Source organism: Chroococcidiopsis sp. [FACHB-1243], assembly GCF_014696895.1.
Classification (GTDB): Bacteria; Cyanobacteriota; Cyanobacteriia; order Cyanobacteriales; family Chroococcidiopsidaceae; genus Chroococcidiopsis.
In genome coordinates this window covers 148,260-166,038 of sequence record NZ_JACJQX010000007.1, presented here as the reverse complement: position 1 = coordinate 166,038, position 17,779 = coordinate 148,260, and the positions used below count along the sequence as shown (strand labels likewise).

7 protein-coding genes are annotated in these 17,779 nt (G+C 44.3%); 4 read left to right on the top strand and 3 right to left on the bottom strand.

The features are described 5' to 3' along the window. Positions 1-193 precede the first annotated feature (193 nt). Both H6G17_RS07615 and H6G17_RS07610 read left to right on the top strand, forming a co-directional pair. Positions 194-1,300, top strand: a complete 1,107-nt coding sequence (locus tag H6G17_RS07615) for a HEAT repeat domain-containing protein (protein WP_192155746.1) — start codon at positions 194-196, stop codon at positions 1,298-1,300. 368 nt (positions 1,301-1,668) lie between these two features. After that, complete coding sequence (locus H6G17_RS07610) at positions 1,669-2,529, top strand: class I SAM-dependent methyltransferase (protein WP_192155744.1); 861 nt, start codon at positions 1,669-1,671, stop codon at positions 2,527-2,529. 50 nt (positions 2,530-2,579) lie between these two features. On the opposite strand, the gene aroA is transcribed toward H6G17_RS07610, so the two are convergent. From aroA to H6G17_RS07595, 3 genes are all read right to left on the bottom strand, one after another. Beyond that, positions 2,580-3,926 (bottom strand): 3-phosphoshikimate 1-carboxyvinyltransferase, encoded by a 1,347-nt coding sequence (gene aroA / locus H6G17_RS07605; protein WP_192155741.1) that lies wholly within the window; start codon positions 3,924-3,926, stop codon positions 2,580-2,582. 229 nt (positions 3,927-4,155) lie between these two features. Continuing rightward, positions 4,156-8,391 carry a non-ribosomal peptide synthetase gene (locus H6G17_RS07600; protein ID WP_192155739.1) on the bottom strand — a complete coding sequence of 1,412 codons (4,236 nt, stop codon included), beginning with the start codon at positions 8,389-8,391 and terminating at the stop codon, positions 4,156-4,158. A gap of 101 nt (positions 8,392-8,492) precedes the next feature. Continuing rightward, a complete protein-coding gene (locus H6G17_RS07595) occupies positions 8,493-13,148 on the bottom strand; it encodes a MupA/Atu3671 family FMN-dependent luciferase-like monooxygenase (protein ID WP_192155737.1) in 4,656 nt (1,551 codons plus the stop codon). Positions 13,149-13,866: 718 nt separating this feature from the next. Here H6G17_RS07595 and H6G17_RS07590 point away from each other — a divergent pair. Together H6G17_RS07590 and H6G17_RS07585 are read left to right on the top strand one after the other, a co-directional pair. After that, on the top strand, positions 13,867-14,943 hold the full coding sequence (locus H6G17_RS07590; protein ID WP_192155735.1) for a DUF362 domain-containing protein: 1,077 nt from the start codon (positions 13,867-13,869) through the stop codon (positions 14,941-14,943). Positions 14,944-15,012: 69 nt separating this feature from the next. Continuing rightward, positions 15,013-17,778, top strand: a complete 2,766-nt coding sequence (locus tag H6G17_RS07585; protein WP_192155733.1) for a condensation domain-containing protein — start codon at positions 15,013-15,015, stop codon at positions 17,776-17,778. Position 17,779: the final 1 nt, after the last annotated feature.

Genomic DNA, 17,779 nt, shown 5'->3' with positions numbered 1-17,779 from the left:
GGAATAGTTCCCAAATTTTATCAACGATATTCGCAAAATTGTACGAACTATGGGTAACAAATTAATTTCTGAAAAAACGACAAACGGTTATTACTGAGGTTGTGGTAAAGATGGAAGTAGTCAAAAATGGCTAGGTAAAATTTTGATGGCAGTGAGGTAAATATTGCGCCATCGCTCTGCTGGAGAATAAATTGTGCTGAAAGGCTTAGAAGTAATTAATTGGCACGAACTCGAACACGCTTACGGTATGGCTGATGATGTACCCGATCTGCTCAGAAGTTTAGCCTCCGCTGATGCCAGGTCTCGTCAAGATGCCTTGTCTAAATTGTACGGTAATATTTATCATCAAGGTACTGTTTTTGAAGCTACAGTATGTGCAATCCCATTTTTAATAGAATTGAGTCAAGCTGAAGCAGTACAAGATAGAGATAAAATTTTAATTTACTTAGCACATATAGCACGCGGTCATTCTTATTTAGAAGAACATCAAAACTTATTGTTTTATAGCGACGAATTAGATAACTCAGAGTTTCAAGTCCAAATTCAACAAGAAACAACTTGGGCAAGACATGTAAATTATGCTGTCTGTAGTGGTACAAATATTTATCTAAACTTGCTAGAACATAACGATTCAAAACTGAGAACTGCTGCACCTTACATCCTAGCTTGCTGCCAACAGCGAGCGTCAGAAATTATTCCTCACTTAAAGCACTGTTTAGTTCAAGAACGAAGTCTTCAAGTTAAAGCTAGCTTAATATTAAGCCTGGGTCTTTTGGAGCCACCGCAATCGGCAAATATAGAACTATTTATGCAATTTCTGAGTTCTGAGGAAAGCGATCTCGTGCGCTTAGCGGCTGCAATGACACTTGTAAGGCTAGCAAAAGATAAAATTCCACTGGAAGCCATAGCAATACCGATCGAAATTATCGAACGTCCGATATCTGTGAGAGAGTCGTATGCTCGATTACCTTGGGCTAATAGCGATGTTATTAGCGATGCTTGCGCTTGCTTATGCTATCTAGGTGCAATAGGAAATGTTGTCATTCCAGCCTTAATAAATGCTCTGAAAACTGTAGATGATTATAGTACTTTAAGTGTAGTACGAACGCTACTATATTTAGCTTTTAACGGACACAAGTTAGCAGAAACGATCGAATACAAGAATACATCTGTACAAATATCTGTTATAGAAGCGATCGCCTCGTACGATAACGTTTGGCAGTTCAATAGTAATATGGCGTATCTTCTCAGATCGTTTGGTTTACCACAGGAGCGAAATCAGTTGCAAGCATTTCTATAAAATAAGTAAATCAAATATTATTCAACCGTAGATTATATGCAAATTTATCACTTTCAATCTATCTATTGATAGACAATCTATGATTTTAAATGTTATTTTTTATACATAAATCTACTGAAAGTCATATTGATTACTAAAGTTAAAAATTACTAAATAGTTATTTATCAAATAATAGAAAAAGGATCTATGACTTGAAAATCAACAGTCTCAGCTACATATCAAAATTGAATCAAGAAAATTTTGCTTTTAGCAATTGTTTTTGACATAAATTAATGTTAGTATGCACGGCTATGGATAGCGAATGTTAAAAAATGTGTGTAGAAATAAAAGCTTTCCAGTAGTATTAGTCACGCCCAAAAATAGACAAAATGCTCAAAAAACTCCCAACCTCACTTAGATTTTGGCTTCGATCTCTAGAACACAAATTTGCTGGTTTTTTCACAACGCTGTACAAATATAAGCCATATAAAAAGGGAGTATCTTCTTACGTCATCCCCAAATCATCTCTTACAGATCGGCAAGCCGATAACGTAGAATTAGCAGTACCTCCACAAGAATTTTGGTTAGGATATGGCAAGACAAGGGAAGAATACTTGTCGTCTGGAGCAGAAGACACGCAGAAGATGTTGGAATTAGCCAAATCTTCAGGACTTACACTAACCGCAGGCGATCGCGTTTTAGATTTTGGCTGCGGTGCATGTAGAATGACTCGTCATTTGCAAAAATACGCGCAGTCATGCGAGATCTGGGGAGTAGACATTGATGCTGACATGATTTATTGGTGCAAAGAACACTTAGAGCCACTCTTCAATTTTGCAGTCACAACGACAATTCCTCACTTACCATTTGAAGATCGATATTTCGATTTGATCTATGCTGGTTCGCTATTTACCCACGTTGACGATTTGACTGAAGCTTGGTTGTTAGAACTTCGGCGAATTCTTTCTCCAAAAGGAAGGCTTTACCTGACAATTCACGACAATCAAACTATCAAATTACTGCATACTGATTTCCAGGACATTTTCTTGTCTAAAAAACTCCGAGCTTCAGATTTGTACAATCAAACTAAAAATGATATGGCTGTTCTGACAATCGGTCGTGATACGGGTTCGCAAGTTTTTTACGATATCGATTATTTCTGTAAAAAACTGAGCAAGCTCTACAAAATACATTCGGTAACGACAGAAGCTTACAACTATCAAACAGCAGTCTTAGTTGGTAGGAAATAAACCAAAATAGTCAGGTGGGCGTTGCCCACCTACAGCAAAAGTAGTTCGTGCTACTGGCAAACTTGTTGCAGAGTTGGGATGAAATCTGGATAAGAAATTGCTGCGGCTTCGGCTCGACTTATAGTTGTCGCACCGCTGGCATTCAAAGCCGCGATCGCCAAACTCATAGCAATGCGATGATCGGTGTAACTATCTACCTCCGTACCCCTTAAAGCCGTCCCGCCAGTAATTTCTAAACCGTCGGGTAATTCCGTGACTTTCGCACCCATACGATTTAACTCGGTTGCCATAGCTGCAAGGCGATCGCTTTCTTTAACCCTTAATTCTGCTGCATCCCGAATTATCGTCGTACCGCTTGCAAACACAGCTGCTACTGCTAAAATCGGAATTTCGTCAATTAGACGCGGAATTAAGTCACCTGCGATCGTACACGCTTTTAAATCGCTAGAACGCACCCGCAGATCGGCGACTGGTTCCCCGGCGACAACTCGCTGATTTTCTAGTTGAATATCTGCCCCCATCATTTCCAAAGCTGCTAAAATCCCAGTGCGCGTGGGGTTAACGCCAACATTTTCAATGACCAATTCTGAATCTGGGACGATCGCCCCAGCCACCAACCAAAAAGCAGCCGAACTAATATCGCCCGGAACGACTACCTGCTGTCCTTGCAGTTGCGCTGGTCCCGTTACCGTGACACTATGGGTTTGGGGATCGACGCTCAATTGCGCCCCAAAAGCTTGCAACATCCGTTCGCTGTGGTCGCGGGATAAAGCTGGTTCTGTTACCGTTGTTTTGCCCTCAGTCATCAACCCAGCTAGCAGAATACACGATTTCACCTGTGCCGAAGCAATTGGAGATTGATAGTGGATCGGCTTGAGGTTTTGCCCTTGAATTGCCAAAGGTGCGAGAGAATTACCCTTACGTCCCCAGATTTGCGCCCCCATTTGTTGCAAAGGTTTGACGACGCGAGACATGGGACGCGATCGCAACGAACTATCTCCCGTCACTGCAAAAAATCTTTCTGGATGAGAAGCTAAAATTCCCAACATCAACCGGATCGTCGTCCCAGAATTTCCCGCATCCAATACGTCTGCTGGTTCCTCCAACTGACCCAAACCAATTCCTTTCACCCGCACCAAATCTGTATTGAGTTCTGAAATTTCCGCCCCCATTGCCCGAAAACAGCTAGCCGTACTCCTGGGGTCTTCCCCCAACAGTAGCCCTTGAATTTGGGTTTCCCCATTTGCCAGCGCCCCCAACATCAAAGCCCGATGGGAAATTGATTTATCGCCAGGAACCCGAATGCAACCGCGCAAGCAAAACCCTGTCTGGGGTCTAGTGACAATCAGATTTTGCTGGCGATCGATAGTTTCAACTGCGAACGGAGAAGCCAACATGGGGATAAACTAACAGATTGAGTGCGCTTGTTAGTTTATCTTGTTTGCCGACTCTGCGATCGCCTAGTCGCAATTTATAGAAAGAAAAGTCATTCCCTACTCGATACATCTCGTTTAACGACGAAAAGATCTTGGAGATCCCCCAACCCCCTTGAAAAAGGGGCTTTGTTCCCCCCTTTTTCAGGGGGGGTTAGGGGGGATCTAGTCTTAACCGAAAAGTCTCAATCCCCTACTCCCTGCTCCCTTCTAACTGTTGATAAGCCTCCAACAATCCCTTAACTTCACTGGGAGAAAGAGACTCGATTCGTTCCAACAATTCAACTGCCATTTTCTCCGGTGTTTGTCCCGAAGTCTTGCTCAGATCGGGTCGGCTAGAGCGGCTGGAATCAACATAGCCTCCTAGCGTGGAGTGAATTAGGATATGGGTGTCCTTGAGCTTAAACCAGGGACGAATCCGTTCAAAAGCAATACTACCGACTTGACACATCCCAATTCCGTAACTTGGAGCCGAAACCTCTAGCTGATGTGCCATAATTCCCGATTCCAAGGTAACGAAGTGAATTCCTCGCTCGCCATAACCAGGTCCAATCGCATCTAAATCGGCAATGAAGAAGATGGAGAAGGCACATTCATCAAACATTGGTGTATTAATGAATGGAATATGGACTCCTCTGTCAATATCGACATTAGGTGTCAAAACAACGAGTTGATGTTCTTCTGGATGATAGTAGTAAACACCAGCTGGCACATTTTCAATGCGTCCGGGTTTGACATGCAAGTAAACTTGAGTTGGATTCAAACCGCCAGGGGAAGCATAGAGAAACTTAGATTGACCGTCTAGGATAATTTGAGACAAACAGCTTAAAAATAGGCTGAAATTTTCAAAAGAAATTGATTTTAACAAGAACTTCCGATAACTGCTGCGATCGCTATACTTTTTCTGTAACTCCTCATCAACAACAGGTCTTTCTAATTGAATTGCAGGTGTCTCTTTCAGATCTCGCCGGACTCCTGGGCGCGATTTCTTAAATTTCTCCCGCTCCACAGGATCGAGAATAATCCTGTAGGAAGACAGCAGCTTATTTCCTAACAGACTGTCATCTGTATTGCTAGAAACCGATTTACTTTCTTGCCGCTCGTAATAATCAACTAATGCTTGAATTGACTGCAAGCGGAACAATTCATCAATCCGGGGACGATGCTTAAATTCCTTTTCTAGTTGGTTGCCAATTCTCACCATATCGAGGGAATTCGCGCCTACACTTAGTAAGTTCGCGTCCAAATCGGCATTTTCCATCTGCAATACTTCACACACAATTCGACTGACTTTTGCCTGAATCCCTGAAGACTGCTTTTGAGTTTTACTTTTAGTAGGGGTAGCATCTGTTGCAAAAGGTGCAGGTAGCGCTTTGCGATCGACTTTGCAATTACGAGTCAAAGGAAACTGTTCTAGCATTACGAAAGTAGCAGGAACCATGTGTTCTGGTAACTTACCGCGTAAAAACAAGCGCAGTTCGTCAGTATTTAGCTCTGACTCTTTCGCCGGAATGACGTATGCTACTAAAAGCTTTTTGCCTTTCTGGTCGTAAGTCGTCGCGATCGCCGAATTAACACCTGCGTGTTGTTGTAAAGTTGACTCGATTTCCCCTAGCTCGATCCGCTGACCGTTGATTTTAACTTGAAAATCGACCCGTCCCATGAACTCGATCGTCCCATCGGGGCGGAAGCGTCCCATATCCCCAGTTCGATAAATTCGTTCGCTAGTACGGGGATGCAAAATAAATTTGGCGTTGGTTTTCTCTGGATCGTGCCAGTAACCTTTGGCAACTCCCACGCCAGCAACGCACATCTCCCCCGATACCCAAGCGGGACATTCCACCAAAGCATCGTTGAGAATGTAGTAGCGAGTATTGGAAATTGGTCGTCCGTAGGGAATGCTTTTCCAGTTCGGGTCAAACTCCTCAATCGGATACCAAATATTCCACAGCGTTGTTTCTGTAGGACCGCCGACGCTGACTACTTTCGCTCCTTCTACCAGCGCCTCAAGACGTTTGGGAATCGTTAACGGAATCCAATCTCCACCTAGAAATGCCAGCCGCAATGTCGATGGAATTACGTCCGTGCGCTCGCCTGCGTATTCCAAGAACATATCCATCATTGCCGGAACCGAATTCCAGAGGGTAATCCGATGCTTCATGCACAGATCCGACCAATGGGACGGGTCGCGTCGTCCGCTGGCATCGGGGATAATTAAGGTTCCTCCAGCACCCAACACGCCAAATATGTCAAAAATTGACATATCGTGATGTAAAGCCGTCAATCCTAAAATGCGATCGCCAGAATTAATCTCAAATTGCTTTTGAGTGCTGACAACCGCATTCACTAACCCACGATGGCGAATCATCACTCCTTTTGGCAAGCCAGTAGAACCCGATGTATAGAGTACAAACGCTAAATCGTCAGGTGTTTGAATCGGTTCTAAGGGGCGATCGTCCATATTTTCCCAGTTTTCGCGATCGACGCAGAGGCGCTGCACGCGATCGCTCCATTCCAGGCGATCTTCTAACCAAGATTGAGTCAGGACGATTTCAGCTTTGCCGTTCTCCAGCAGGTAGTCAAGCCGTTCTTTCCCGACTGTGGCATCAATCGGAAGGTAAGCAGCACCAGCGTGTAATATGCCCAGAGCAGCTACCACTTGCTCCCAACCCTTTTCCATCACAATTGCGATCGGTTGGTTTGGTTGCGCTCCTAAATTCCGCAAATGCCGTCCCCATCGGTTTGCCAAGGAATACAATTCTTGATAGGTTAAAGTTTTCTGAGTGGTAACGACCGCCGCTTGGTCTGGATGCTGAGGCACTTGAGCCGCAATCAGATCGTGAAGCAGGATTTCCGGCATTGGCTGCTCGTCCCCGGCAGCTACCAACTGCTGACCTGTTGCCAGCATCACCCGCCGCATGACTTCCGACCAACTCTGCTGCCAGAGATTTTCATCAGTACCTAGCAGATGGAGCAAATGGATAAAAGCATCTAAGAGATTTTGGGATAGTCCTTCAGAAAAAAGTTCTTCCACGGTATCCCAGTGGCAATAAAGCGCACCATTATGCTCAAAAACGTGGTTGTCTAACCACACTTGAGAAGTTTGGTTAATTGCAAATACCACCTCACCCAGAGCCTCTGCTTGCACTGTAGCATAGGTACTTCGTCCGGTTTCATCTGCTGGAATTGCAGTAAATACAACGGGCATCAGCGAACCAGAGAGTCGATTTTGAGCAACGGCAAGTTCCCGCAGGACTTCGACCCCGTTAAAGAAACGATGGTCTATGTCGCTCCAAAGTTGCGCCTGTAGGCGTTGCGATCGCTCGGCAAAAGAAGCATCTCCCGTATTGTCAACTTCCAGCACGGTAAATGAGGCAGATTCTCCAATCAAACGGTTTACCTGCGAGTGGAGAGGCAGGCGATTAAAACTCGGTACGTTAATACAGAAATGTCGCTCTTTATTCCACAACGTCAGAACTTCAGCGTATGCTGCTGCCAAAATGCCTGGTGCAGTGATGCCTAATTGAGTCGCCCGTGCCTTAACGCGCTGCCAAATAGGAGCTTCTACTACTCCTTCTCGACGCACAAACCTACCACTCGTGAGGGCAGACGGCTGTTTGGCGAGGGGCAAATCTGGTCCCAAAGGTAAAGAGTTAATTCGTTTGCGCCAGTAATCTTGCGATCGCCCATACTCGTCGGAATTCGACAGCGATCGCTCTGTCAAGACATAATCGCGGAAGCTAATTTCTAAAGACTCTAGTTGAGTTTCAGGGTTGTGGTAGAGCGCCGCCCATTCTTTATAAGTAATTGCAATACTCCAGCCATCAAAGATCAAAGCATCCAAACTGACATGAATCCGCGATCGCCCATCGTTCAGTAAGGTTGCTTGAATATCAAATAGAGGATACGTGTCGCTGGGAAGAATTTGATGCGACATCCGCTCGCGCACGTCTTGTAACTGAGCGTTGACTGTTTCTGCAGCCTGTCCCCGCAAATCGAGCATCCGAAACTGATAGGGAGGCACATTCTCCAAGACCTGTTGAGTTCCATCCGGCAGAACGATCGCTCGCATCATGTCATGACGATCTATTAATCGTTGCCAAGCTTGAGTCAAGCGTTCCAGATCGAAGTTGCCTTCCAATTCCACATAGCTGTGACTGGCAACCTGTCCCATTTCCACTTCGCCACTGCGTCCAACCCAATAAGCTTGTTGCAATCCAGTCAATGGAAAGGGTTGAAATCGTTCGTCAGGGGCAGGAGTAATTGTTGGCAGGTTAGATACTACCTGCTGCGGTTGCCGCTCTTGTTTGACACCTGCCTTTTTCTCGCGAATTAACTGAGCTAACAAGGCTTTTCGTTCGGGTGAAAGAGATTGGAGTTTGCCAACGTGCGCTTGGGAAGTTAACTTTTGGCTTATAATTTCAGTCATTGGCTTAATTTGCACCAACAGAATAGATTTAGAAAAATTTATGCAGGGGTTTTGAGTGGCTAGTTGGCGATCGCCCTCTCAAAGAGCGATCGCCAGCATTGTTATTTCAGCAGCGCCATCACTTCTTCATCAGACAATTGCGCCAAATACGCGATCGTGTCTTCCATGTCATCTAGATTGACTTGCATAGCTTGAGCTTGTTCGATCTGTCGAGCCATACCACCGACAGTCGGAAATTGAAATAAATTAATTAGCGGTAAGTCAACGCTAAACGTCGAGCGGATCGTCCCCATCAATGACACGGCGATCAAGGAGTTTCCTCCCAAGCTGAAGAAGTTATCTCCCGTACCAATTTCAGACACCTGAAGTAAGTTTTGCCAAACCGCCATTAGAGTTTGCTCGACCTGGTTTTGAGGTGCTGTCTGCTCGATCGCCCTATCCAACTGCACCGTCGTCGGCACAGGCAGTGCCTTGCGATCGACCTTATTGTTTGGCGTGAGTGGAAAAGCCTCCAACATGACAAAGTTGGAGGGAACCATGTATTCGGGCAATTGAGCGAGTAAATATTCTCGTAGCTCTGCATTGGCAGGCTGTTGTCCTGACTGTAGTAGTAAGTAGGCAACCAGGCGCTTGTCACCGGGGATATCTTCGCGAACCACAATGACTGCTTCTCGAACTGCCTCGTGGCGACTTAAAATTGTCTCAATTTCGCCTAATTCGATGCGATAGCCCCGCACTTTCACTTGAAAGTCCATACGACCGAGGAATTCTACATTGCCATCTCTGCGGTAGCGTACCAAATCTCCTGTGCGGTAGAGACGGTCTGCCGGATTTTGGCTCAAAGGATTGGAAATAAACCGCTCTTGAGTTAACTCCGGTCGATTCAGATAACCGCGAGTCACACCTTCGCCCCCAATCAGCAGTTCGCCTGCGACTCCTATTGGAACGGGTTGTCCGTTCTTATCCACAATATACAGCTCAGTATTGGCAATTGGACGACCAACAGGAACGATTCCATTTACTTGCGTCAGCGTATGAGTTGCTGACCAAATGGCGGTTTCTGTAGGACCGTACATATTGTGAACTTGTCCCGCCACGATCTGCTGGAGTTGGAGCGCCAAGGTTTCGGTAAAAGCTTCGCCGCCAACCATCATCTGACGCAACTGTTTCATAGCGGCGCGGGTAGCGGTATCGGCAATTAATAAACCTGCCATCGATGGAGTGCATTGTAGGTGTGTCACTTGATGGCGCTCGATCAGTCCAGCCACAGAATTGTTCTGTGTTGCGGCTTCAGTCACGGGTAGATTGGACTGTTCCTTCACGCGATCGAGTAGCGGTAATTGGGACAAGACCAGATCGGTGTCGATACCGTAGTCAATTAAACAGGCAATTTCATCCACGTCAATGCCTTTGATGCGATCGACTATCTGTAAACAAGTTTCTACAGTCCCGAACAAACCACTGGTTTCAAAGTAGCGTTCAAAGGAGAAATCCAGCACCTCATCCATATCTCGCTCGGATAAGTGGGATATAGCAAATTGTCCTTTGTCGTTCGTGGTTTTCTGCTTGAAAGTGGGAAAAGCCCATGCAGCTTGCTTGATTAAATCGAGAGAAGTGGCGAGATATTGCCGCATCGGTTGACGCACAATTTCGCGGACGGCATCATCGCTCTGACCTACAAAGGTATGGAGCATCAAGGTTACAGTCCCCTGACCGGAATGTCCGTTTTCTGTCCATGCTTGTCGGTAAAGGGCAATTTTTTCTGCTAATTCTTCTAGGCTCTGCCCCAATAAGTGAGTCAGGATGTGAAAACCTTTAGCACCTGCCATGCGAAATGTTTCTGGATTGCCTGCGGCAGTAATCCAGACTGGAAGTTCGGGTTGAATCGGGCGTGGCAGCGTTTGAACAGATACGGCTTCACCTTTTCCATTCGGATAAGTTACAGACTCCCCGCGCCAGAGCGATCGCACCTCCTCAATCTGCTGGAACATAATGTCCTTACGATTCTCAAAGGTTTCCGGGCGCAGGACAAAATCATTCGGTTGCCAGCCAGCAGCGAAGGAAATCCCCACCCGACCGCCTGACAAATTATCCACAATAGACCAATCTTCGGCAATTCGTACCGAGCTATGCAGTGGAGAAACACAGCTACCCGCCCGAATCTGAATCTGTTTCGTCGTTGCCGCGATCGCCGCACTGGTAACGGCAGGGTTGGGAAATAGCCCCCCGAAGGCATGGAAATGGCGCTCTGGTGTCCAGACTGCTTTAAATCCGTTCGTATCGCCAAACTTAGCGCCTTCAGTCAATAGACGGTATTTAGCGGCAGTATCTCCACCATTTTCGTAGCTAGAGAAATAAAACAGACTGAAATCGATCGCCTTGTTTGTATTTTGGAGCGATAACGGCTTAGCAGCGGTACGCTCTTTCTTGGCATTGTAGATGACGACCTTAAACCCTCGTGCCAGCGTCCAAAACAGCTCTAACACTGAAATATCAAAGGACAAACTCGTGACCGCTAACCAAACTCCAGGAGGGTTATGCTCGATAACTCCATCCATTCCCGTAAAGAAATTGACTGCGTTACGGTGTTCTACCATCACGCCCTTCGGCTTACCAGTAGAACCAGATGTATAGATAACGTAGCTCAGGTTTTTCGGCTTGACTCCACTATCAGGATTGGCGATCGCCTCTAGCTCGATCTCGTCCCACATCGTATCGATGGGAATAACACTGACACCAGGCTCGACAACTAAATTGCTAATTAACTTTTGCTGGGTGACGATAACCGCAGCTTGAGAGTCTTGCAGCATGAAGCCGAGTCGATCCTGTGGAAAATCTGGATCGAGAGGAACGTAAGCACCGCCTGCCTTGTGAATTCCCAGCAACGCTACCATCATTAAGAGCGACCGCTCTACGTGCAACCCTACTAAAATGTCGGGACCTACGCCTTGTTGTTGTAAATAACGCGCTAGTTGATTGGCTTTGGCATTCAACTCTCCGTAGGTTAACTGTTGCTCCTCAAAAGCAACGGCGATCGCATCGGGATTGAGGGTGACTTGCTGCTCGAACAACTGATGGATGCAGCAATCTCTAGAGTATGGTTTTACTGTTTGGTTCCACTCCACCACAATTTGGTGTAGTTCTGTAGCGGAGAGTAACGGGAGTTGGTGCAGTAATTGTTCGGGATGTTCGACACAGGCATCGATCAGACTCCGAAGTTGCTGGGCGATCGCCGCACTATTTACTTCATCGATCGCTCCAGCGTGAATCAATTCCGGCAAGCTGCCATCTTCATAGGCAACCAGAGCAATTGTTGCTCCTAAATCAGCCCATTCCAGTCGATTAGGTTTCTCCACTAGAACAACTGTTACTTGGAGAGCATCTTGGGAAAGCTGCTGTAATTCTGGATGACGGGCAAAGATATCTACAGTATAACTACCTAGACGAGACACACGATCTAATCCTGCTTCAAAGCGTTTCTGAAAATCGGTAAATGTCTCCTCAGCAAAAGACTGAACGCAAATCGGCACTTGTTGAGCAAAAATTTCTGGAGCAATACTGCGCTGTGCTACGGTTTGCAGCCCCAAGTCAAACTCTGACTCTGTTGCTAATCGCGTGCAATAAGCTGCGAACATGGTTAGTAGCGATCGCGGTTCTATCCGTTTGGGTGGCAGCAAAATAGGGTATCGGCGCAAACGATCGGACGACGTATTCAGCGCTCCAACCTGTAAATAGGGATGTTGAAACGGAGTCAGTTGTGCCAGTTGCTTAACCCACGACCGTTCGTGACGAGCGATCGCCGCATTACGCTGACCGATCGCATCTCTCAGTTCGGCATTGAGTCCGGGCAAAATAACGCCAACACGCACGCCGTAAGATTGCTGCAAGTTTTCTAACGTGAGGGGTTTTCCCTCAAGTGATGTCAGACGGCTCAGCCGTACTGCACCATCCCTAGTGGCAATGCAAATTCCATCTGTATCGAGTTCTAACACCTGCCCCACACTTGCGTGGGAGGTTACTACTGCATCAGCAGCTCCCACAGCAACGACTCCATCTGGTAAACAGAGTTTGGGTAAGCCTAGTGAATTGCGGATTGGACCAAAATCTAATGCCCGCACTAAATTACAAAGCTCTTTACTGCTCGTGTCAAACGACAAAACGCAAGCTGCTGCTGGGCGATCGCTGGAACCAAAATAACTCTGTTGCGAGCGATCCTGTGGCAATGGCTTTAACCGATCAGTTGCCAGTTCCTCGATTAATTCGTCAAAGGTTGCGATCGCGGCATCCAAGCAGCGAGCATTGAGATCGAATGCTGTATCAGTGGGTTCAATAGGTACTATTTGCTGTTTGAGAATGCGTCCAGCGTCAATGTCAGAGATAACTTCATGCCAGGTGATACCGTGTTGCTGTTCGCCATGAAGCAACGCCCAAGATGTTGCATATAACCCCGCATACTTTGGTAAAAGTGAATCGTGAAAGTTGATTGTTGCCTTTCGTGCCTGGGCAATGACTTTTGGTGGTACGATCCACCAGATGTTGTTAATACTAAAAAGGTAGTCGTACTCCGTACTGAGTAACCGATCTTGAAAGGTAGGTAGAGAAGGAGCATGAGGAATGCCAAGTTCCTCTGCAAACTTAACTAGTGAATTATCTGCTGAATAAACTCCAAGGACTTTATGTTCTGTTTTTAATAAAATTTCTAAGCACTTTACTGCAAGGACACCATTACCTACAACAAAACAAGAGAAACTAGACATAATTATTTCCTAATATACGCGATCGACTGAATCATCTAAGTTACTGTACTCACTGAGTTATTACTCATACGAGCCGCCAAGCCGTATACCCTGTTGCATGAAGATTGCAAACAGCACTTGGTAAGCAATTTCACAGTTTTTAAAAACTGCTATTTTGTTTAGAATACGATTGAATATAGTTTTAGTATTCATCCACACTTTACACTTTGGAAGCGCAAAACAACTCAGTGAAAATTCCAATCGAACATTCACTTAGTAGGAATAATCAAAAACGAACGGCAATAACCAGGGTTAATAACATCAGTATTTCTACAGAGAGCTTTATCAATTACTACCAATTTCAGGAATGGTTTAATATGACTTGACTCTCTATCAATTAATAAGCCAGAATCTTTAAAGTATAATCCACAATCAATAAATAACTTATAAACACTAATATCTTATGAAGATAAAACAAAGGATTGAATAATTTGCGTTAAATTTTAATAAAGCAGCTTTCTCTTTACACCATTTTTGACAATTTGCTGAGTATTATTTGCTTACGATATACTGGATATCCCATAAGTATTTGCAGTTTCAATTACAATCAATTCAGCATTTCTCCGTGAAATATATCTACTATTATTGGAAGTATTAGTAAAGTTAGCCTGCCACTGTCGATCGAGCTTTAAGCGATCGCTACCTTACGTTACAAATTTGGTTTTTAGTCAAGAAAATTATGTCCTATAAATTTTCTAACCTCAAGCACAAGAGGCGCAGTATTCTGCAACTCACTGGACTAGCAGTTGGAGCAGCAATATTTCCTCCAACTTTTCATGCTATCAAAACATCATTAATAGCTACTAAAGCTAAGTATGCAGATGCGAAGAAAGTTGCACCGTTATCACCATCAGATGAAATTGGTAAAGTCGTACTCGTATATAGCGAAGATCGAGTCAGCGGAACACGCCGCGCTCTCGATCTGTTGCAACCAGATGGTATAAAAGGAAAGCGCATTTTCCTCAAACCCAACTACAACACCGCCGATCCCGCTCCAGCCGCAACAGATACCAAAATGCTAGAAGCTCTAATACAAGAATTACAAAATGCTGGAGCAGGACAAATTAGTATCGGCGATCGCTCTGGTATGGCGCAGACGCGGCAAGCGATGGAAGCTAAGGGAGTGTTTAAATTAGCAGATCGCTACGGACTTAATGCAATTGTCTTAGACGAGTTGAGTGTTAAAGATTGGCAGTATTTCTCGGCTGAGGGAACTCACTGGCAACAAGGTTTTGCCTTTGCCCGCCCGATTTTGGATGCCGAAGCGGTTATTAATATGTGTTGTCTGAAAACTCACGGTGGCGCTCGCTATACTCTTTCACTTAAAAATACTGTGGGTATGGTAGCAAAGTACGTTCCTGGCGATCGCTTCAACTATATGAACGATTTGCATACATCAAAGTATATGCAGTTGATGATTGCAGAAATTAACTCTGTTTACCAACCAAGTCTTGTCTTAATGGATGGAGTCGAAGCCTTTGTCAAAGGTGGACCTGAAGCTGGCGATAAAGTCGCTGCAAATGTGATTTTAGCTGGCACAGATCGGGTTGCAGTTGATGTCGTTGCTTTAGGAATATTGCGATCGCTCGGTACAACACCAGAAGTAGCTCAAGGCTCGATTTGGAATTTAGAACAAATTCGTAGAGCCATAGAATTAGGCTTAGGAGCTGCTAATTCAGAGCAGATTGAATTAATTACAGCCGACGCAGTTAGTCAAAAAATCGCTGATAGAATTCGTCCATATATTATGACTTAAAAATATTCAAATCTCAGCGTAGAGTAGGCAATGCTCACCCCACGACAACAGTTTAAATTAGGTAAAACAATGGCAACATTCATTACAGAGCGTAGTATTTTTCAAAGTTTAGTTGAATTATCAACAGAACAACGTCAGTTATTGGAACTACTACTAAAAAAACAAGGTGAAGATTTGGCTCAGTTTACCATCCCAAAACGAATGGTATCAGAGCTAATTCCACTATCCTATTCTCAAGAAAGAATTTGGACTATTGCCCAGTTGTCTCCAGATACATTTGTTGATAACGTACCTGTAGCTTTTCATATTTCTGGAAATCTTAACTTACAAGTTTTTGAAAAAAGTGTACATCTTCTGATCGAACGCAATGAGATTTTACGAACTACGTGTACGGTACGCGATCGCCAGCCAACTCAAACTGTCATGCCTAGCTTCAAACCTTGGGTGGAGACAATCGATCTCAGTCATTTTTCTCAAGAAGAAAGGTTAAAACGTGCTACAAATCAGGCGGAAGCAATCGCACGACAACCATTTGACTTATCACAAGATGTACTTTTTCGAGCTATAGTATTTTGTCTTGGAGAACAAGAGTTTTTGGTATTGTTGGTGACGCACCAGTTTGCTACCGATGGATTGTCCTTCAGATTCTTACTACAAGAGTTAGCGACTTTATACAAAGCAATTTTAGTTGGCGATCGCTCTTCTCTTCTAGAACCAAATATCCAATATCCTGACTTTGTAGTTTGGCAACGACAATGGTTTTCTGATGCAATATTTGAACCGCAAACTACTTACTGGAAACAGCAACTCAGCGGCGCACCTGCACAATTAAAATTGCCCATTTATCAAAGTCGCCAATTTGCAACACTTGATGCAGGATGCGAAAAATTTGAGTTTTCTACACCTTTATCCGATAAGTTAAGAGCGTTATGTCGTCGGCAAGGCGTTACATCTTTCATGGCGTTTGTGGCTTTATTTCAGCTCATTTTACATCACTGTACGTTAGAAAACGACATTAGCATCGGTACGCTTATGTCAAATCGCAGCCGTAGAGAAGTCGAGAAACTAGTAGGAAATTTTTCTAACAATCTACTTCTACGAACGAATTTTTCCAGCGATTTGAGCTTTAGTGAAGTTTTAGCAAAAGTTCGAGAAACAACGCTTGATGCCTATAGCTATCAAGATTTACCCTTTCAGTGCTTATCTGCATCTCTAGCAACTATTCCTCAATTTCAAATCTTACTGCTGCTAAGAGATAGTACTACGGCTCAAAATCTCGATCTACCCGATCTTCAGGTGCGAGATTTTCCAGTAGAACTAGGTTTGACTCGAATGGAGCTGAGCTTAGATATCACAGATAGTGGCAAGGATTCTATTTTTGGAAAGCTAGAGTACAAATCAGCATTATTTGAAACGTCTACCATCAAACAAATTATTCAAAATCTGCAAGCGCTGTTAGAAAGCGTAACTGAAAACCAAGAGCTGAAAATTGCCGATATCGTACTTCCTGAAAAAATCGATTGTTCTCAATTTAATGAGAATTTTAAAAACGAATTAACTACAAAACAGAATTTCAACAGACAATTTGTAGCTCCCACCACAGAGATAGAAAAGAAACTGATCGCAGTATGGTCAGAAATTCTTAATCATCCGCAAATTGGCATTTACGACAACTTTTTTGAGTTAGGCGGTCATTCTCTCTTAGCTGTAAAACTATTTGCTGAGATGGAGAAGCGGTTAGGAAAAAACTTACCGCTATCCGTTCTGTTTCAAGCACCAACTATTTGCCAACTAGCTGATGTTGTTCAACGTGCTGAAGAAACTGTTTCTTGGTCTCCTCTAGTTACTATTCAAACTGGCGACTTTAAGAAACTACCGCTTTTTTGCGTACATGGTGCTGGTTTCAATGTGTTGATTTATCGTGATGTCGCACGAAATTTAGGAGCCGACCAACCTGTATATGGACTGCAAGCGAGGGGTTTAGATGGAAATCGACCCGTACACTTGAGTTTTGAGAGTATTGCTGCTGACTACATTCGTGAAATTCAAACCGTTCAACCTGAAGGACCCTATATGCTAGGAGGATTGTCCAATGGTGGTAATATTGCGCTTGAAATGGCGCAACAGCTGCGCCAACAGGGACAAGAAGTAATTTTGCTAGCTTTGTTTGACACTTATGGTCCAGATGCAATTACATTACTTCCTCCTTTACCGCGATTTCTATCTTCTGTTGATTATCTCCGGCAGCATATGCTGCCTGCTTACTTGCTTAAAACGCGATCGCAACCTAAGATTTTATTGAGCGAGCTTCAGACAGTTTTAGGGGCAGCTGGAAAAGTTCTGCTTCAATCTAAAGCTAGAGCAGAGACATTAGATCGAGAAAAGAAGCTTGCCTTTTTCTCAGAAGTCCATATGCAGAAATCAGATCCTATCTTTTCAGATCCAGGACATTTTGCAGCTCCTAGCTTTTTGGAACAGAAGTTAGCTCAAATCAGTAAGTATATTCTACAGCGTTCTTCCTGGGCATTCCTTACGCCATCAACTCAGCTTGAGGAAATGAATGATGTTATATCAACAAATCTGAGAAGTTTAGAGGAGATTTATAGCAAAGTACAAAAGACTTACAATGCCCAGCCATATGCAGGAAAAATCACTGTGTTTAAAGCTGGAGAAACTCCCCCAGGACATCAAGTAGATGCTAAATTAGGGTGGAGTCGTATTGCTCAAACTGGAGTTGAGGTGTACGAGATCCCAGGCAATCATACCTCTATTATGGCATCTCCACTTTTGGCAGAAAAATTGAGATTGTGTATTGAGAAGGCTGTTGGCAACTGAG

Bases quoted from the DNA above. Each gene is read 5' to 3' on its own strand.
- H6G17_RS07595 (WP_192155737.1), bottom strand. From the start codon at position 13,148: ATGTCTAGTTTCTCTTGTTTTGTTGTAGGTAATGGTGTCCTTGCAGTA.
- H6G17_RS07590 (WP_192155735.1), top strand. From the start codon at position 13,867: ATGTCCTATAAATTTTCTAACCTCAAGCACAAGAGGCGCAGTATTCTG.
- H6G17_RS07610 (WP_192155744.1), top strand. From the start codon at position 1,669: ATGCTCAAAAAACTCCCAACCTCACTTAGATTTTGGCTTCGATCTCTA.
- aroA (WP_192155741.1), bottom strand. From the start codon at position 3,926: ATGTTGGCTTCTCCGTTCGCAGTTGAAACTATCGATCGCCAGCAAAAT.
- H6G17_RS07600 (WP_192155739.1), bottom strand. From the start codon at position 8,391: ATGACTGAAATTATAAGCCAAAAGTTAACTTCCCAAGCGCACGTTGGC.
- H6G17_RS07585 (WP_192155733.1), top strand. From the start codon at position 15,013: ATGGCAACATTCATTACAGAGCGTAGTATTTTTCAAAGTTTAGTTGAA.